Consider the following 15,983-nt stretch of genomic DNA (forward strand, 5'->3'; position numbering starts at 1 on the left):
TCAGCCCCTCGCTTTCATCTGCCACGCAAGCTCGCGGGCCACCTGTGCGGGCGTCATCGCGCCAGCGTGGAAGTTGTCAATCCGCACCGCCGGAGCGGCAGTTGCCCGTGCGCCGACGGCAACGGGTTCGGCCGGCGAGTAGACCGCCGACGCGCCGACCCAGCGGGGCAGGTCGGTAGTGATGCCGCTCAACTGCGCTCGCAGCGTGGGCACCTGGCTCTTGATGCCCTTCATGAACCCCCGCATGACCAACTTGCCGTTGGGCGTCAGGATTCGGGCGTCGAGCGGGGCAGGCCCCTTCCAATCCGTGAGCTTGGAAGTGATGTTGCCCAGGGTGGACTTCAACTCGCCGACCTTGGACGTGATGCCGGAAATGAACCCGTCGAGCAGGGACGCTCCGGCGTGCATCAGCGTCGAGCCCAGATTGCCCACGGCAGACAGTGCGCGGCCCGGGAGCCCGGCCAACCAGGACACGGCCGACGTGACGCCGTGGCCGATGGCGTTGCCCAGCGAACTAGCGGCCTCGGTTGCCTTGTTCTTGACGTAGGAACCGAACGTCACCAGCGCAGAGAGCCCGCGCGCACCCATCCCGGCGAGCCAGGAAATGGCCTCGTTGACGCCGTGCGCGACGATGCCGCCGAGCTTGCCGAACACCCCGGCCATGAACGAGAACCAGCCGGAGACGGCCTGCTTCGCAGCCGACCACGCCCCGGAGAAGTTCCCCGACAGCAGGTCCGTTACGGCCGTCAGCGCGGGCACCACAAACGAAGTGATGTACTTCGCCAGCACGCCCGCCAAGATCGACGCAAGTTGGCCGATCAGCGAGATGATCGGCAGCAGGACCGGCATCAGCGCGCTAAGCAGCGCGACGACCAGCTGACCGAGTGACTGGAGCAACGGGGCCGTGGCAACGAGCAGTTGGCCGAAAGCGGCGCCAATCTTGGTCAGCGCCGGAGTCAAGGCAGTGAGCAACTGCGACGCCAACTTGACGACAATGCCAATCAGTTGCGCCGCTACCAGAAGCAACGGAGCTAGCAGGGACGGCAGTTGTGCCAGAATCGGGCCAAGCGCGCCCATCACCAACGTGACGATCTGGCCTATCAGCCCGCCGACCTGGACGAGCACCGGCCCTAGCGCGCCAGCGAGTTGGGCAACGAGGGTGGCGACGATCGGCAGCAGTACGGCTAGCGCCGAGGACAGGGACGCGACCACGGGGGCCAGCGCTGCGCCCAGTTGGCCGGCCAGCTTGGACAGGGCCGGACCGATCACGGCTACGGCTGACTGGAGCGGCCCGGCCAGCGCCTGGACCACGGCGGACAGCAGCGGCAGCAGCGCGGCCAGGGCAGCGCCCAGGACGCCGGACACGACGTGACCGATGGCGGCCAGCGTTGTGAACAACGCCGTGAAGGTCGCCTGTGCCTGCGGCGTGGCCGTCAACCGTGCGGCTGTGGCGGTCAGTTGCGACAGGACGGAGAGGAACCCGGACCCGGCCGTGACTGCGGGGCCGAAGACGTTGCCGACCGTCCGGAGGATGTTGCCGATGGTCCCGGCGAACTGCTGCACCAGTGCCACGGCTGCGTTGATGGTGCCGGTCATCGCGCCGGAGGCGAACATCCCCGACAGCTTGGCTGACAGGGCGTCGACGCCCTTGCCGACACCGGCCGTCAGCTTGTCGAAGGCCGGGGCCGCAGCGTTGCCAATGGCGACGACGCCCGCGAGGACCTTGCCGGGGACGTCCTTCAGGTTGGCCAGCGATGTGCCGACCTTCCCCAGGACAGAAGACAGTTGGCCCGTCTTGGCCAGCTCGGTCACCGCGCCGGCCGTTGAGCGCGCCATGGCGTTCAAGCTCGCCGCCGTCGCCCCCAAGCCCGTGTTCAGTGCCGGGATGGCGGCCGTCGCCATGGTCGTCATGGAGTCGCCGAGCCCGGCGAACAGGCGAGCCTGTAGGGACTGCTGCACGGCGTGCCACGCCGGGCCAAGGGCCTGCGTCGCCTTGACGAACTGCTGCGCCGCCGGAGCAAGGGCGGCCATCGCGTCGGCGTCGCCCTTAAGAGCGTCCGAGACGCCCGACGTACCGATCTTGATGGTCGCCATGGCCGACCCCATGGCCAGCATGGCGGGCACCGCCACAGCGGCAGCCGGAGCCATCTGCGCCAGACTGCCGACCAGCCCCGCCAGCGACGGCAGCGCCCCGGCCATCGAGCCGAACTTGCCGATGGTTCCCACGAGTCCGGCGAACGAGCGCTCTGCCCCGGCAGCGTCACCGGCCAGCGCGCCAACGCCCCGGCGAGCGTCGCGCACTCCCGCCGAGTTGACGTCCATGTGCACCGGCACGACCAGCGGAGGGCGGATGGTCGCCAACTCCCGACGGAGCCGCATCACCTCACCCGGAGCGATCCTCAAACTGACCGCGACGGTCGGCATGTTGGCTGACAGTCGCGCCCGCAGGTCCGTACGGAACGCGCGGGTCACGTCCGGGACCACCTGAACCTTCAGCTTGGCGCGGGCGGCAACCCGGTCGAGATCCGCGCGGAGCCGGGCGGAGAATTCCCCCAGGTCCGGCAGGATGCTGACCTTGATGTGTGCCCGGCGCTCGATCCGGTCTAGGTCCCGCTGTAGCTGTGTGGCGAACCCAGATGTGTTCGGCAGCACGCGAATTGATAGCCGCCCGACCTCCCGGCCGCCAGGACTTCCGGCCATGGGTCACCCCCTCTCGATCTGCTGTGCGTGGGGATGGTTGGACAGGTCGAGCCGGGGCCGCTTCTTCCGGAGCGCGGGCACCTCGACGGGTTGCGGCGGCGGGATCTTCCCACCGGCCACCCGGACGTTGTTGGTATCCATCACCCGGACGGCGTTGATCAGTTGGGCGAGTAGGTAGCTCTGGACCGTCCACCCCCGATGGTCCGGTCCCCCCGCCAGCGCCGCCCCGAGGGCGGACTCTTCCGGCATGTGCTCGGTCAGCGACCAGACACGGCGCGGCGTCAGCGTCCCCCGCCAGACGTCCGCAAGATCGAGCCCGTAGAACCTCTGTAGGTCGGCCCGAAGTGCTGCGCCGTGCCCGTCAGTTATCAGCTGGCCGAGTCCTGCGCTTCCCCCGACTGAGTCGCCCCCTGCCAAGCCTCGACAACCCGGACGTACATACCCAGCGGCCAATCCTGCATTTCCTTAGCAAGGGCCTTCGGGCCGTCGCTAATCAGAAGCAGCAGGTCCCGCATCTGCGGCAGCATGGCGGCGAAGTCGGCATCACCGTTGCCGAAGGCGTCGAGAATGACGCGGGCCGAGGTGAGCCCTTCCGGCGACAGCATCAGCAGGTTCCGCAGGTGGACGACGCCACCGGCACGGGTCGCCAGCGGCAGCGCCGTGTACTCGGCCTCAGTCTCGGCCATCAGATCGGAGCAGGACAGGGGGGTAGACAAGGTGGTGCCTTTCACTTACGAGCGGGGGAATTTGGAGCTGGGCCGGTCAGGATGCGGGGAGAACCTGCGCCCACTCACCGATGGCGTTGCCAATGGACGCGGAGCCCAGCATCACGCCCTTAATCGGGAAGCTGACGAAGTCGTCCGTAGCCATGGCGACAGCGTCCGAGCCCAGAAGGGAGACACGCGGGTGCCAGAGGGGAACGAAGTTGGTCCCGTCAACCAGGATGACCAGGACGGCCTTTACCTGCGGAGTCGCAACGGCCGGGATACGGAAGGACTTGTCCGTCTGCACGGCCCCGGGCCCAGCACCGAAGTACAGGCCGTAGGTCTGCGCGGTCGCCTGGATCGACTTGAACGTCAGGCTGTACGTCACGTCCGGCGTGGTCTGGCGAAGCTTGGCGTTCTGCCAACTCCCCTTGACGGTCGCATCGGTTCCGTCTCGACCGAACTCCGGGAGGTCATCCGCCGACGTGTGGCCGATAGACTCCCAGCCGATGCCGGGCACCAGCGGATCGGTGATCTTCGCGGGCTTGGCCGTGTCGGGGTCAGCGATGTAGATGTAGCCGCCAGCGGCAACGATGGCAGCGGAGTCGATGAGTGCCACGAAGGCACCTCCTAGCGTGAGTTGGGGACCTACTCACCGTGAGTAGGTCGGGCGGTGACTCGGTAGGTGGCGGTGAACACGAACAGGTCCGACCCCGGGGACGGCACTCCGGCACGCAGCTCAACCGGGCCAGCCGATTCCTCGACGTGCCCCAGATAGCCGTCAGCACCCCTGTACTGCGCCCGTGCGGCTGCGAGCAGGGCAGGCCGCACCTGGCGGGCCAGCAGCCCCGCAGCGGGGCGCGTAGGGGCCGCCGACTGGACATCGATCACGGCCACGTCGAGCCCGGGGCCGGGGACGGCCACACCGGACACCCGGCGGGCCACGACCAGGGGCAGCACGTCGGCCCACTCGGCAGGCCACATGACGCGCACGGCTGCACCCGGCAGGCCGTCGCGCAGTGCGGCATGAACAAGGGACTCGACGTCGGGCAGCGGGGCCGTCACAACCCCGCCTCGACCGCATGAATACCGGGCACGAAGGTCCCGTTCGGCGCGCGGTGGCCGTAGTTGATCGCCAACACGTCCGGGTCGGAGATGACCACGGTCGAGTCAACCGTGTGAATCTCGACCTTCGTATGGGACGCCAGCGCGCCCGTGCGGACGTGCAGATCGACCACGGCCTGAACCCGGGCCGCGCGTTCGCGCAACTCGGTCTTGACCTCGTCCTTCACCTCACGCATGCCCGCCGTGATGCGGACTAGGTTCGGATGCAGTACAGCGGCCATGTCACCCCCGGCGTTTGATAGTTGCGACGTCGTACGCCAGTCGACGGGGGCCGGGCCAGCGCTGCGGCTCCCCCTCGACGGCCCAGACCTCCCCGCGCCACTCGACGCGGGACCACGGTCCGGCAGGCAGCGCCGGGGCGATCAGTTGGTACCTGACGTCCTCGACGTATCCCGCCTCGGGGTGCTCGACGGCCCCGGCCGGCTGAATCCGGCAGGCGACGGCCACGGGTGCACCTGCACCCGGCAGGACACCCCCGTAGCCGTCATCAACGGGCACCGTCGGGTAGACAGTTGCCACGTCCGGCAGGCGAGAGAGCAGGCTCACAGGCTCCCCCCGAGGCTGGCCACGGGCACCTGAAACAGGCCCCCGATACCCGCAGCGGCGCGGATCATCCGCGTCTCATCGGACGTCAGCCCGATGCCGGACGGGGCCGACGCCGGAAGCTGGTACTGATACGAGCCCTGCATCTCCATGCGGTACCCCTCGGGGTTCCGGACGCGCCGCTCAGCAGCCGCCAGGACGACCGACACGGCGATGTCCGGGGCCGTGGTGGCGTCGAGCCACGGCATACCGGCGACGGCCCGGACAAGGGCGGAGGCGTCCGCTAGAGCCGCCTCCGCCACGTCCGCATCCGGCCCCGCCAGCGACCAGCCCAGCCGGGTGGCCAGCGCGTCAACGTCCGCCAGCGGGGCGGCCATCAGGCCCCCGTGCCCAGGTTCAGCTTGACCGCGCGGACGAGCTTCTTCGCCGCGCCGACCTTGTCGGTCATGACGTTGTACCCGGCGTAGATGTTGACGATCGAGCGGTCCCGGAGACGGGCGCTGTCGTAGTCCTTGATCCAGCGCATCGACAGGCCGTTGTAGGACTGCGAAGCGCCGAAGCTGGCACCCTGCGGGATCGCCGGGGCACGGGTGGCCAGCACGAACGCGCTCCGGGTGAACGCGTAGGCAGCGCCGGGCGCGATGGCGTTCGACACAACCAGGTCGAACCCGGCCAGCCGACCGACGGTCGCGTCCCGAAGTGCGCTGTCCGAGCCGGAGTTGGCGACGTTCGAGATCCGGTTCGACTTGAGAAGCGCGGTCTCGACGTCCGAGCCGATCAGCAGCTTTCGGCCGCCGACGTCCACGTTCGCCTTGTTGAGGGCCGCGCGGGCGTCGATGATGCCGAAGTACGGGTCAGCCGGGTCCATGGTGGCCGTGGACGCGTAGGTAGCGCCCTCGATCATGGACGCCACACCGGTATCGATCGCGGTAGCAACCGCCTTGACCTGCGGCGAGAGAACCTGAGAGCCGAAGTCCTTGATGTCCAGGGTCAGTTCCTCGTCCGTGACGCTCACGGCCGAGTAGATGTCCTTGTTCAGGGTGACCGAGATGGAGTCCTCGGCCAGGTTGTCCAGCACGATTTCCGCCGAGCGGTCGTTGCGCCAGTCGTACTCTCGCGCGGTGAGCTGCGCCGGGATGCGGATGGTCACGGTGTCGTTCTTCGCGCCAGCGAAGTCGAAAGCGCCGTCGGACCACACCAGGTTGCCGAGGACGAGTTCGCGCTCAAGCAGGCCGAGGGCGGTGGACGCGATGACGTCCGGCTTGAGGAAGGTGTTAGCGGCAGTGCCCGCCATGGTGCCTCACAGGGTTTGGAGTGAGCCCGGCCAGAGCGGCAGGGCGGGGGACGGCGTTGGCGGCCGTCAGCGCCGGTTGCGCGGGACCGCCGCAGCCAGCGCGGCCGGGTCGGTCGGCGTGGTCCTGGCGGACGGGTCGAGCCCGCCGCCGGGGTGACCGGGCCGGGGCACCGGGGCGACGGCGAACCGGGCAAGCGACTTGGCGTGCGCCTCGCGGGCGTCGTCGTCGTCGCCCTGGACCAGGGCGGCCAGCTCGTCCGGCAGGCTGAACTTCCGGGCCAGGCGCTCGCGGTGCAGCTCGACCTCAAGCGCCGCGCTGCGCGCTGCGGCCTCGGCGAACTCCTCCGGAGTCTTAGCGGTGGCGAGAGTCGCGCTCAGCTCACGCGACTTGACCCGGTACTTCGCAGCCTCCTTGCGCAGCGCCTCAACCTCCTTGCGCAGGGCCTCGGCGTCCGGCTCGCCACCATCGGCCGGATCGGCCGGCGCGGCTCCGACCGGGTCGGTACCGGCGGGGTCGGCCTCGGACGGTTCAGTGCCCGCCGGACCAGCCGGAGCGCCGCCCTCGGCGGGGTCGATGGGGGTCTCAGACATACGTCTCCCTACGTGGTGGCACGCCGCGTACGGCGTTGAGCGTCGATGTATCGGCGGTAGGCGCGGACGGCGTCCTCACCGCGTAGGCCAGCGGTCACCCGGTCCCAGTCCTTGCGGAGTTGGGCAGAATCGGGGTGCATGAAATCGTCCCGGCGGTACACGGGAACCGTCTGGCAGTGGCAGTTGTTGTGGTACTTGGTCAGCTCCATGCGGCTGACCACCGGCATGTTGTCGTAGTAGCCCGACAGGCCAGCGGCAGCGCGGGACGAGTAGACCGCCCCCCGACTTGCGAGCATCGAGCAGAACGCGCACGGGTCGCCGTCTGTGACGCGCGCCCATCCGACTGCCCGGCGGTCCTGCTGGAACGAGCCCTCGATCAACGAGCGCCCGCCCCGCAGCGCCTCACGGTCGGCGGCCCCGGCGGCGACGGCCCCGGCGTGCTGTAGATCGCTCTCCAGTGACGCGAGGAACGCCGGGTCGTCCAACCGGCCAGGATGGCTCTCAACGGCCGTCTGTAGGGCCTCGGCGGGCCGCACGATGCCCGTCACAGCCAGCGACGCACGCGCGGCGTCGTCGTCCGCCTCGAAGTCCTCTTCCGGCCACTCGAAATCGTCCACGGGGAACGTGACCCCGTCGTCTGCCTCGGTGTGCCGGACCGTCCCCGTGTGCTCCGCCCAATCCGCGCGCAACTCGCCGAGGGTGACCCGGCCAGCGTGGTGCCCGCCGTCGAGCGGGGGCAGCGTGTGCCCCGTCTCAAGTGCCCGCTGTAGCCGGACGAATGAGGCCGAAGTCCGGCGGGACCGGGATCGGGCGGCCCGGACCACGCCGAGCATGGAGCCGAGCCACACGGAACCGTCGTGCGGGAAGGTCTGCGGGCGGACCCGTGACCAGAGCCGCAGGGACTCCCCCGCCGCCCCGGCACCGATCCGGCCCTGCGCCCGCCACAGTTGGTCAACTACCGCATGGCTACGGCGCACCGGCCGCCCCGACCTTCGCCAGCGAATCGGCCAGCGCGTTCACGGGGTCGTCCTCGGCGGCCATCTGCGACCACTCCTCAACGTCCGTGGCCGTCGTCCCGGGAATGCGCGCCCACATGGCCCGCGCGGGGACGTTGAGCATCTGCACGGCCTTCCCGAGGGCGTCCACGGTGGCCGACAGGGAACGCGACTCGGCGTCCCGCCACACAACCTGCCCGTGGCCGTCCGGGGTGCCCCCGGCGACCTGCGCACAGAGCCCCAGGACCAGTTCCCAGGCTTCGCCGAACACGTGCTTGTACTGGTCGACGGAGCGAGTCAGCGCGGATTCCGCAGCCGCCAGCGCCTCCGCCGACAGGTTGACCATCGCTCCAAGCAGGTAGTGCGGCGGGGTCTGCGACGTGGCTGCAAGATGCCGGACGCTGGCCTCAATTGAGGACAGGAACCCGGCAAGGTTCGTCTCATCGAGCTGACCGAACTTCGTGTCGGCATCCGGCGCGACCAGGAACCGGGAGGCGTCCGCCTGAATCGGGATCACCTTCGGCTTACCCGTGGTCGAGTCGAGCACGGCGTTACCGTCCGCGTCCCGCTCGAACTCCGGTGCCAGACCGGCGATGGTGCGCACCTTGAACGAGCCGAAGGTCTGCGCCACCAGCAGATCGAACACGGTCTGATTGATCCGGTCCTGAATCGGGATCATCGACTCGACCACGCCCCGGACCCGGCCCTCCAGGTCGAGATCCGGCGCGAACCGCACGACCGGGCAGACGCCCAGTGAATGCGGCGTGTAGCCCAGGACGACCGGCCCAGCCTTGCCGTTGATCGACAGTGCGGTCACACCCTGCGAGTCATACAGCCACGCCTTCGTTTCGACCCCGGCCTGAACAGTGACGTCCTCGACCTCAACCGCCCACACGGGCAGGGCATCCGTCGCAGCGTCGGCGTAGTACGCCCACATCCGCCGAGGCGAGATACCCCGGACTGTCGGCACGGACGTGTCCGTCGGCGACGGCAGCACGGACACGAACGCCTGCCCGTAGGTCAGCGCGGAGCCGTGCACGGCCGTCTGTCGGCCGTCGAGCCGGTTCGCCTGCCACGCCTGCCACTCGGCCGACGTCACGGCGTCGTCCGGTGTCGCGTCCGTCCGCCGGTAGCCCTCGACGGCGAGCGCCTGCGAGGGCGTCTTGACCAGCAGGGGAAGCCAGTTGGATATGGAGCGCTTGACGAGTAGCTGATACTCGGCCGTCGCGCTGCGCGGCGTGTACGGGCCGTCGTGCTCCCCGGACACGTACCGGTCGATCAGGTCGAGCCGGGGGCGCTCCGCCGACAGCTTGTCGAACCCGGCCTGCGCCAGGGTGAGGCGGTCATCAGGCACAGTGCCCCCATGGGTCGGGGGACCTACTCACCGTGAGTAGGTCCCAAATCAGAAGAAGTAGACGGCCCCTGAACGGGCGTCAGCCGGGCGCTTGCCCGACTCGACCAGCCGATGCCGCGCCAAGTCGGCCAGCAGCGCAGCCGCGTAGGCGTCGACCTTGCGACCGGACTCGCGCGACGCCTTACCGAAGGACAGGCCGAACCGATTCGGCCGGCGGCGAACGTTCAGCACGTGGCGGCGGAGCGTCTTCCCCAGTGGGGTGCCGTCGCCACCGTGGCGGACCATGCCCGTCTCGACAGCGGAGAGCAGCCGCTCGTTCGCGGCCGTCAACTCCTGCAACCCGCCTCGCATGTCGCGCCCGATGGCGGACTTGGGCGACGCCTTGATCAGCAGCCGGTCGCGGTAGTCGTCCGACCATGCGTCGATGTAGGACTCCCACAGCGCGACGTCGGCAAAGAACCCCTGAACGGCGTACATCTCAAGCGCGTTGCGTACGACACCGTCCACGTCCCGCCGGTCTACGGTCCAGCCGTCCCCGGCAGGGCCGTCAGGCCGCTCCCACACGCCGAGGGGCACTATCAGGCGGTCCCGGACGCGCACGGCGACCAGCGCCGTTGCATCGTCGGTGCTGCCACCGTCGAACCCGAGCGTGATCTCATCGTCGGGCGCTAGCACGTCCTCGACGGCGAGGGCGTCCCACTCCTCCGGCGAGATCAACTGATCCTCGGCGGTGACGAGTTGGTTCAAGAACATGCGTTGCGACCGGCTGCGGGGCATCGTGCCGCTGTAGATCGTTGAGACGATCCACTCGACATCCAGCCACACGGCGTCGCCACGGGCCGCCAGGATGCCCGCACGCAGCGCGTCAGGGTCTCCCAGGTCGACGGGCGGCGACTCAACCGAGTCGTAATACATGCCGCTGTCACGGGATTTGCCCTCGGCCACCTTGGACCAGGCGTGCCACGTCTGCTCAGCTACGGAATCCTCACCCGGCAGCGGGGCGTTGGTGATCTCCATCGTGCGGGCACCGCCACCACGGGACTTGCCGACGTTACCGGCAATGACCATGGCCATCTCATGCCCGCCGTTGGCGCTGATCCAGTGGTGCGTTTCGTTCATCACAACGAACGTGGCGCGGCCACCCTCCAGCGCGCGAGGCGAGCTGGTCACGGCCTCGATCACGCCACCGGAAGCGCTGTAGATGATCTCTTTGCCCAGGTCGATCCCGAACTCAGCGACCATGGCAGGACTGAACATTGGGCTGAACAGCCGCATCGTGTTGCGGGTCTGGTCTTTGGAGACGGCAGCGATCTGCACCCATGGGGCAGCGTGCCGCACGGCGAACGGCGTGCCGTCCTCCCGCCAACCGCCGAACCGGCACGGGCCGACGAACTCAACGGCCGCCAGCGCGGCTAGGAATGGGTCCTTCCCCCACCCTTTGAGGCGGCGGATGGTCCCCTGTCGGCGGGTGAAGACGCCGGCCGAGTCAACTTCGTACCAGCGCAGGACTATTCGCACCTGCTCCGGCGTGAACTGGAACGGGGAACCGGCGTCCGGTCCGTCCGGCTGCAACAGGTGCACCGAGCACCAGTCGAGCACGTCCCACCCGAGGGTTCGGGTGGGGTCCGGGACCGTGTCCGGCCACGAACGGACGGGCTCAAGCTCCACCGGATGCCGCCTTACGGTAGGCGTCCATGAGCGTCACCCGGGCGGCCTCTCGCGGGTCGTCTGCGGCGTCCTCACGCTGTAGCTCGACGCGCGCCCGGCGGCGGGCCCCCTCGGTCGTCAGTAGGTCGGTCATGCCCGCCATGACGGACTGAAAGAGTTGGGCGCTGAACTTCGTCTGCCCCAGGTTCCGAGACATGGCCTCGGCGAGATAGACGGCGGTCATCCAGTCGGACGACTCGTAGAACTGCGCCTGCCCGGACTTGCGCAGCGAGTCGTACCAGCGGCGTGCGATCGGGTGCCAGTCGGCATCGGCGCGCGGGATGGCCGGAGCCTTCGCCGCAGGTGCCTTGACAAGGGCCGGACCATCGTCCGTGTTGCGGCGTCGGCGCTGATCAGAGCGCTTCGGGACCGGTCCGGGCATGGTTCGTCACCTCCTGTCATCGACCTTGGAACCCGTACAGAATTCGAGCTGCTATACGCTTGCGGGGGGTGAGAGCGCGCGCGGGGAGGCTCCCCCCAGGTCGCGCCGAAATCTCAGCCGGAAATCTGTCCAGGATGCGGACGTTCCGGGCGCGCTCGGCCGGGGCGCGGACGCGCGGCGCGCGCTGCGTGGCCTTCGGCAGTGGACTTGCGTGCGTGATGCCAGCGACACAAGAGCTGCAAGTTGGTCAAGCTGTGATCATCACCAGCGATGATGTGGTCAACGTCCGTGCCCGCCTCGGTGCACCGTGCGCCGTCGGTCAGGACAGCGCAGCAGCGGTAGCCGTCACGGGCCATCACAGTCCGCCTGATGGCCTTCCAGTCGGACGGTAGACGTGAGCGCCGGTCGCTCCCTTGCCACGCCACACGGCCCCCTAGAGCAGCAGCGTGCCGTAACCCATGTCGTCGCGCGTCTTGGCGCGGTGACACGGTCGGCACAGTGGTTGGACGTTGACCGTGACGTCGTCGCCACCGTGCGCAAGGGGCACGATGTGATCAACGTCGAGAGCGGACGGGGGCGCTTCAATCCCGCAGCCCGCGCACGTGCCCCGGCCAGTCAGGCGGAGCGCTCGACGCAGGGTGGCGGCGGCATCGTGGCCGCGCGCAAGCACGTCGGGGCGGCGTCGCCGAGCCAGGACAGAGACAGTGGGCACGGGAACCTACTCACAGTGAGTAGGTCCGGGACCTACGGAAGTTGGGCCCGTGCGGGCTCAACCGGCCGGAGAGTGGACCGGGAGCCGCGCACGAGTGAGGGACGGTACTCGGCCCGCCGAATCCCAGTGGGGTGCGCGGTAACCCGCCCTCATACGTATCTAGTGAGTCGTAAGCCTGCCCAGTGCCCTAGCGAGTCGTCAGCCTGGCCAGCGGGGCGGGGCGGTGCCCGCACCCTGACGGACTGACGGAACGTATGGCTGATTCGGTTTACCTATAGAGATTCTTATGGGATACCAGAAAACATAGGTGAATCGTCAGTTCGCCAGTAAGTGCAGGTCAGATGGGGTGCGCTCAGGGTCGAGTGGAAGGCACTCGCCAGCGCATCGCGCCGCTGACACGCCGAAGGGCGGCCCCGAAGGACCGCCCGGCTACAACTTAGGTCTACCTTAGTGACGCACGTCACATCATGAGCGCTTCCCGTCCCGCACCTGGTACACCCGAGACTTCCCCCAACCTGTGATGCGCATCACTTCTCGGTAGTCCAAACCGGCCGCCATCTGTCGCCGGACACTCTCCCGGACGGCCGTCTCCCGCTCGTCCTCGACCGTCTGCGCCTCGCGCCACGCCTCGACGTCGGCCGCCAGCTCTGCGGCGCGGGGATCCGCCCCGGCAAGCCCTGACGGCCCCTCTCCGGCCCCCTCGGCTCCGCCGTGCCCTTCGGTCCAGCGGTGCCCGCGTTCAACGATCTGCACGGGCTCCGCGCCGTCCTGGTCTGTCTCCATGACGGGCAGGCTACCGAGCGTCCACGCGCCCGTGTCGGGGCACTCGCCGAGGCGCATGAACTCCACGCTCGGGACGGCCCAACAGCCGGCCGAACCCCCCTGGCGGGCGTCGCCGAGGGCGAGCCACCCAATCCCGCCCCGGTCGCTGTAGACGTCCCCTCGGCGCAGGTCTGCCACGGTCGCCAGCACGGCGGCCCCTTTCGTTCCGGCGCTGGTCATTCCAGCGCGCTGGAATGGTCCTACCAGCGATAATGCCGAAAGTCCAGCGCGCTGGAATCGCCGAGTCCAGCAGACTGGAGTGCCTGAGTCCAGTGGGCTGGAATGCGCCTGTACGGCCCCCGGCGACGCCAGAGCGCCCCGTCCTAGCCGGAAGGCCAGAGAGGGGCACACAGGGGCGCACAGGGGGTGTCAGTCGTCGTCTCCGTTGGGCTTGGCCCAGGTGATGGTGACGCGGGCGTCGCCGTCGAAGCGCTGCCCCTGGTAGCCAGCCTTGCGGATGTCGATGCGGTCGATGGCGAGCCGCAGCAGGTCGCGCCGGAGTGGCAGCGGTGCGGCGTCCCACATGGCCCGGAGCGCGTCGTCGTCGGCGCTCAGGAACCCGGGGTGGACGGTCGGCGTGACCAGCTCATCGACGCGCGCCTGTGTCTCCATCAGCGCGGTCAGTGCCTCGCGCCGGGCGGGGCCGTAGAGCGCTTCCGCCGGTCCGTCGTAGTACCCGGCCCGCCGGTCGCCCTCAAGCCGGGCGAGGGCCGCTTGTGCCCGCTTGTGGGCTGCCTTGGCGGCGGCGTACTCCTCTGTCTCCTCCGGGGACGACAGGGCGGCCCAGCGTTCGGCGATGGTGGCGGCCAGTTCGTCTGTCGGTTCGAGCGCGGAGACGACGGCGAGCCACGCCCCCGTGACGTACGACTCCAGCGCCTTCGTGTTGGCCCGTACCGGGGCGGGGCAGGGGCGTCCGCCGTTGATGGTCGAGCCGCACACGTAGCCGTCCCCCTTGCACGATGCCGCGCGTCCGCAGCCGACGCACCACGAGATGTCACTCAGCAGGTGCCGAGCGTTGCCGCCGTTCCACCCCGGGTGCCGGGTGGCACCGAGGGTGGAGTGGTTCATGGCGACGCCGTAGCGGGCCGCCTCGACCTCTTCCGGCGTGACGACGCCTTCGCCGATGCTGACCGTCTCGCCCTTCTCGTTGCGGTAGACCAGCGTGCGCTTGCCGTTGTGGAACCCCTGTAGCCCCATGTACGCCGGAGACTGGAGCAACCGCAGCAGCGGGCCGCTACTCCAGAACGAGCCGCGCGGGGAGGGGATGCCGTCGCGGTTCAGTTCGGTGGCGAGCGCCTTCCCGCTCACGCCGAACGCGAGGGCGAGCACCATCCGGCGGGCGCGCTGCCCGCGCGTCTCGGTCGCGCCGAGCGTCACGGGGGTGTCGTCCGGGGAGACCTTCCGGGTCTTCGGGTCCACGTTGAGGCCCCAGGGTGTGGAGCCCCCGAGCCATTCCCCGGCGTCGCGCTGCGACGTCTTGACGTCCTTGACGCGGTGGGAGAGGCGGACCGAGTAGGCGCGGGCGCGTTCGGCCTCATCAATGATGCGGCCCCGGTCGCGCTCGTCCATGGAGTCGAGCCGGTCATAGTCGAATATGACCCGGGCCTTCCCGATGACCTTTAGCACGTCCTCGGCACCCTTTCGGGAAAAGCGGTCGAGCATGTAGACCCAGAGGGCCGATGTTTCCCCGTTGAGAAGCGCTTTCATGGCTTTGTCGAAGGTCTTGCGTTCGCGGGCCGGGTTGTAGGCGGAGCCCAGTTCGACCCATTCGAAGCGGACGCGGTATCCGTTGTCGGCGGCCCATTTCCGGCCCTGCTTGATCTGCTCATCGGTCGAGACTTCGCGCAGCCGGTCGCCCTTGGTGAGGATCTTGGACTTGCGGGCGAGCAGGTCGATCGTGGGTCGGGTGTCGATCTCAGGTGTGCTCATGTACGGCACCTAGCGTGTGAACGGCCTGGTCAGGGCCGGGGTGGGTAGGGTGCACTACCTCGCCCGAGTTCGGGTTGCCGTCGTACACCGAGAGCCTGGTGGCGCCCCCCGCGCGTACTCCCTGGGACCTGGAGCGGTCCGCCGGGGGCTCCAGCGGCGGCGCGGGCGCGGCGGTCGCCGCCGGGCTCGCCCCGGTCGCGCACGGCAGCGACGGCGGCGGCTCGATCCGGATACCGGCGTCGGTCTGCGGGCTGTTCGGGATCAAGCCCAGCCGCGGCCGGGTCAGCAGCGGGCCGACGCTGTACGACATCAGCGGCCTCAGTACCAGCGGTCCGCTGGCCCGCACCGTCGCCGACGCCGCCGCGCTGCTGGACGTGCTGGCCGGGCCGATGCCCGGCGACTCCGGCACCGCGCCCGCGCTGCCGACCGGCGAGACCTTCCTCGACTACGCCCACCGCGACCCGCAGTCGCTCCGGGTCGCGGTGCTGACCACCCCGCCGGTGCCGGGCGTCAGCGTGCACCCGGACTGCCTCGCGGCCACCGAGAGCGCGGCCGAGCTGCTGGCCGGGCTCGGGCACCGCACCGAGGCGCTGGAACTGCCCGCCGACGACACCCTGCGCCAGGTGTTCGAGACGGTGTGGTCGGTGATGGCGGCGCAGCGCCCGGTCCCGCCGGAGCAGGAGGAGCGGCTGATGCCGCTCACCAAGTACCTGCGGGCCGAGGGCCGGAAGGTCTCCGGTCCCGACTTCGCCACCGCGCTGTACACCTTCCGGGCGGTCGGCGCGCTGGTCGCCTCGCTCCAGGAGCAGTACGACGTGATCCTCACGCCGACCCTGGCCCGGCCCCCGCAGCTGGTCGGCGGGCTGCGCGACGACGCGGACCCGGCCCGGGAGTTCGAGGGCATCGCGGCGTTCACGCCGTTCGCGGCCCTGTACAACGCCACCGGCCAGCCCGCCGTCAACCTGCCGCTGCAGTGGAACGCGGCCGGGCTGCCGATCGGCGTGATGCTCGGCGGGCGCTACGGCGACGAGTCCACCTTGATATCGCTGTCCTCACAGCTGGAACGGGCCCGGCCGTGGGCGGACCGCAAGCCCGAGCTCTGGTAGCCCGAGCTCCGGCAAGCAC

At 69.5% G+C, this 15,983-nt stretch carries 18 protein-coding genes; 1 reads left to right on the forward strand and 17 read right to left on the reverse strand.

The window, feature by feature from the left end:
- From GXP74_RS31660 to GXP74_RS31740, 17 genes are all read right to left on the reverse strand, one after another.
- Positions 1-2,652, reverse strand: coding sequence for a hypothetical protein (locus GXP74_RS31660; RefSeq protein WP_225448339.1), 2,652 nt, complete (start codon positions 2,650-2,652; stop codon positions 1-3).
- 51 nt (positions 2,653-2,703) lie between these two features.
- On the reverse strand, positions 2,704-2,949 hold the full coding sequence (locus GXP74_RS31665; protein ID WP_182454695.1) for a hypothetical protein: 246 nt from the start codon (positions 2,947-2,949) through the stop codon (positions 2,704-2,706).
- A gap of 119 nt (positions 2,950-3,068) precedes the next feature.
- The gene (locus GXP74_RS31670; protein WP_225448340.1) at positions 3,069-3,386 is read right to left on the reverse strand and encodes a hypothetical protein; all 318 of its coding nucleotides are present in this window, start codon (positions 3,384-3,386) and stop codon (positions 3,069-3,071) included.
- Positions 3,387-3,462: 76 nt separating this feature from the next.
- A complete protein-coding gene (locus GXP74_RS31675; RefSeq protein WP_182454697.1) occupies positions 3,463-4,023 on the reverse strand; it encodes a hypothetical protein in 561 nt (186 codons plus the stop codon).
- A 29-nt stretch (positions 4,024-4,052) separates the two neighbouring features.
- A complete protein-coding gene (locus GXP74_RS31680) occupies positions 4,053-4,469 on the reverse strand; it encodes a hypothetical protein (protein ID WP_182454698.1) in 417 nt (138 codons plus the stop codon).
- Positions 4,466-4,750, reverse strand: coding sequence for a DUF5403 family protein (locus GXP74_RS31685; protein WP_182454699.1), 285 nt, complete (start codon positions 4,748-4,750; stop codon positions 4,466-4,468). The genes GXP74_RS31680 and GXP74_RS31685 overlap by 4 nt, the downstream gene beginning before the upstream one ends.
- A 1-nt stretch (position 4,751) precedes the next feature.
- Positions 4,752-4,976 (reverse strand): hypothetical protein, encoded by a 225-nt coding sequence (locus GXP74_RS31690; protein WP_225448341.1) that lies wholly within the window; start codon positions 4,974-4,976, stop codon positions 4,752-4,754.
- 95 nt (positions 4,977-5,071) lie between these two features.
- On the reverse strand, positions 5,072-5,449 hold the full coding sequence (locus tag GXP74_RS31695) for a hypothetical protein (protein WP_182454701.1): 378 nt from the start codon (positions 5,447-5,449) through the stop codon (positions 5,072-5,074).
- A complete protein-coding gene (locus tag GXP74_RS31700) occupies positions 5,449-6,366 on the reverse strand; it encodes a P22 phage major capsid protein family protein (protein WP_182454702.1) in 918 nt (305 codons plus the stop codon). Before GXP74_RS31700 ends, GXP74_RS31695 begins: the two co-directional genes overlap by 1 nt.
- 66 nt (positions 6,367-6,432) lie before the next feature.
- A complete protein-coding gene (locus GXP74_RS31705) occupies positions 6,433-6,957 on the reverse strand; it encodes a hypothetical protein (RefSeq protein WP_182454703.1) in 525 nt (174 codons plus the stop codon).
- An 8-nt stretch (positions 6,958-6,965) separates the two neighbouring features.
- Positions 6,966-7,574 carry a hypothetical protein gene (locus GXP74_RS41195; protein WP_225448342.1) on the reverse strand — a complete coding sequence of 203 codons (609 nt, stop codon included), beginning with the start codon at positions 7,572-7,574 and terminating at the stop codon, positions 6,966-6,968.
- 349 nt (positions 7,575-7,923) lie between these two features.
- On the reverse strand, positions 7,924-9,306 hold the full coding sequence (locus GXP74_RS31715; RefSeq protein WP_182454705.1) for a phage portal protein: 1,383 nt from the start codon (positions 9,304-9,306) through the stop codon (positions 7,924-7,926).
- Positions 9,307-9,354: 48 nt separating this feature from the next.
- Positions 9,355-10,974: a terminase gene (locus tag GXP74_RS31720; protein WP_182454706.1), complete on the reverse strand. Its 1,620-nt coding sequence runs from the start codon at positions 10,972-10,974 to the stop codon at positions 9,355-9,357.
- Positions 10,964-11,395 carry a hypothetical protein gene (locus GXP74_RS31725; RefSeq protein WP_225448343.1) on the reverse strand — a complete coding sequence of 144 codons (432 nt, stop codon included), beginning with the start codon at positions 11,393-11,395 and terminating at the stop codon, positions 10,964-10,966. The genes GXP74_RS31720 and GXP74_RS31725 overlap by 11 nt, the downstream gene beginning before the upstream one ends.
- Before the next feature lie 433 nt (positions 11,396-11,828).
- A complete protein-coding gene (locus GXP74_RS41200) occupies positions 11,829-12,107 on the reverse strand; it encodes an HNH endonuclease (protein WP_182454707.1) in 279 nt (92 codons plus the stop codon).
- A 465-nt stretch (positions 12,108-12,572) separates the two neighbouring features.
- Positions 12,573-13,109 carry a hypothetical protein gene (locus GXP74_RS31735; RefSeq protein WP_182454708.1) on the reverse strand — a complete coding sequence of 179 codons (537 nt, stop codon included), beginning with the start codon at positions 13,107-13,109 and terminating at the stop codon, positions 12,573-12,575.
- A gap of 189 nt (positions 13,110-13,298) precedes the next feature.
- Positions 13,299-14,858 (reverse strand): recombinase family protein, encoded by a 1,560-nt coding sequence (locus tag GXP74_RS31740; RefSeq protein WP_182454709.1) that lies wholly within the window; start codon positions 14,856-14,858, stop codon positions 13,299-13,301.
- A gap of 98 nt (positions 14,859-14,956) precedes the next feature.
- Between GXP74_RS31740 and GXP74_RS31745 the strand changes: the two genes are divergently transcribed.
- Positions 14,957-15,964, forward strand: a complete 1,008-nt coding sequence (locus tag GXP74_RS31745) for an amidase (RefSeq protein WP_370468480.1) — start codon at positions 14,957-14,959, stop codon at positions 15,962-15,964.
- Positions 15,965-15,983 lie beyond the last annotated feature (19 nt).

The sequence above is a fragment of the Streptacidiphilus sp. P02-A3a genome (genome assembly GCF_014084105.1).
Classification (GTDB): domain Bacteria; phylum Actinomycetota; class Actinomycetes; order Streptomycetales; family Streptomycetaceae; genus Streptacidiphilus.

What these genes read in the sequence shown, in the direction of transcription:
- GXP74_RS31695 (WP_182454701.1), bottom strand. Translation starts at nt 5,449, where the DNA reads ATGGCCGCCCCGCTGGCGGACGTTGACGCGCTGGCCACCCGGCTGGGC.
- GXP74_RS31685 (WP_182454699.1), bottom strand. Translation starts at nt 4,750, where the DNA reads ATGGCCGCTGTACTGCATCCGAACCTAGTCCGCATCACGGCGGGCATG.
- GXP74_RS31670 (WP_225448340.1), bottom strand. Translation starts at nt 3,386, where the DNA reads ATGGCCGAGACTGAGGCCGAGTACACGGCGCTGCCGCTGGCGACCCGT.
- GXP74_RS31725 (WP_225448343.1), bottom strand. Translation starts at nt 11,395, where the DNA reads ATGCCCGGACCGGTCCCGAAGCGCTCTGATCAGCGCCGACGCCGCAAC.
- GXP74_RS31700 (WP_182454702.1), bottom strand. Translation starts at nt 6,366, where the DNA reads ATGGCGGGCACTGCCGCTAACACCTTCCTCAAGCCGGACGTCATCGCG.
- GXP74_RS31705 (WP_182454703.1), bottom strand. Translation starts at nt 6,957, where the DNA reads ATGTCTGAGACCCCCATCGACCCCGCCGAGGGCGGCGCTCCGGCTGGT.
- GXP74_RS31735 (WP_182454708.1), bottom strand. Translation starts at nt 13,109, where the DNA reads ATGACCAGCGCCGGAACGAAAGGGGCCGCCGTGCTGGCGACCGTGGCA.
- GXP74_RS31740 (WP_182454709.1), bottom strand. Translation starts at nt 14,858, where the DNA reads ATGAGCACACCTGAGATCGACACCCGACCCACGATCGACCTGCTCGCC.
- GXP74_RS31665 (WP_182454695.1), bottom strand. Translation starts at nt 2,949, where the DNA reads ATGCCGGAAGAGTCCGCCCTCGGGGCGGCGCTGGCGGGGGGACCGGAC.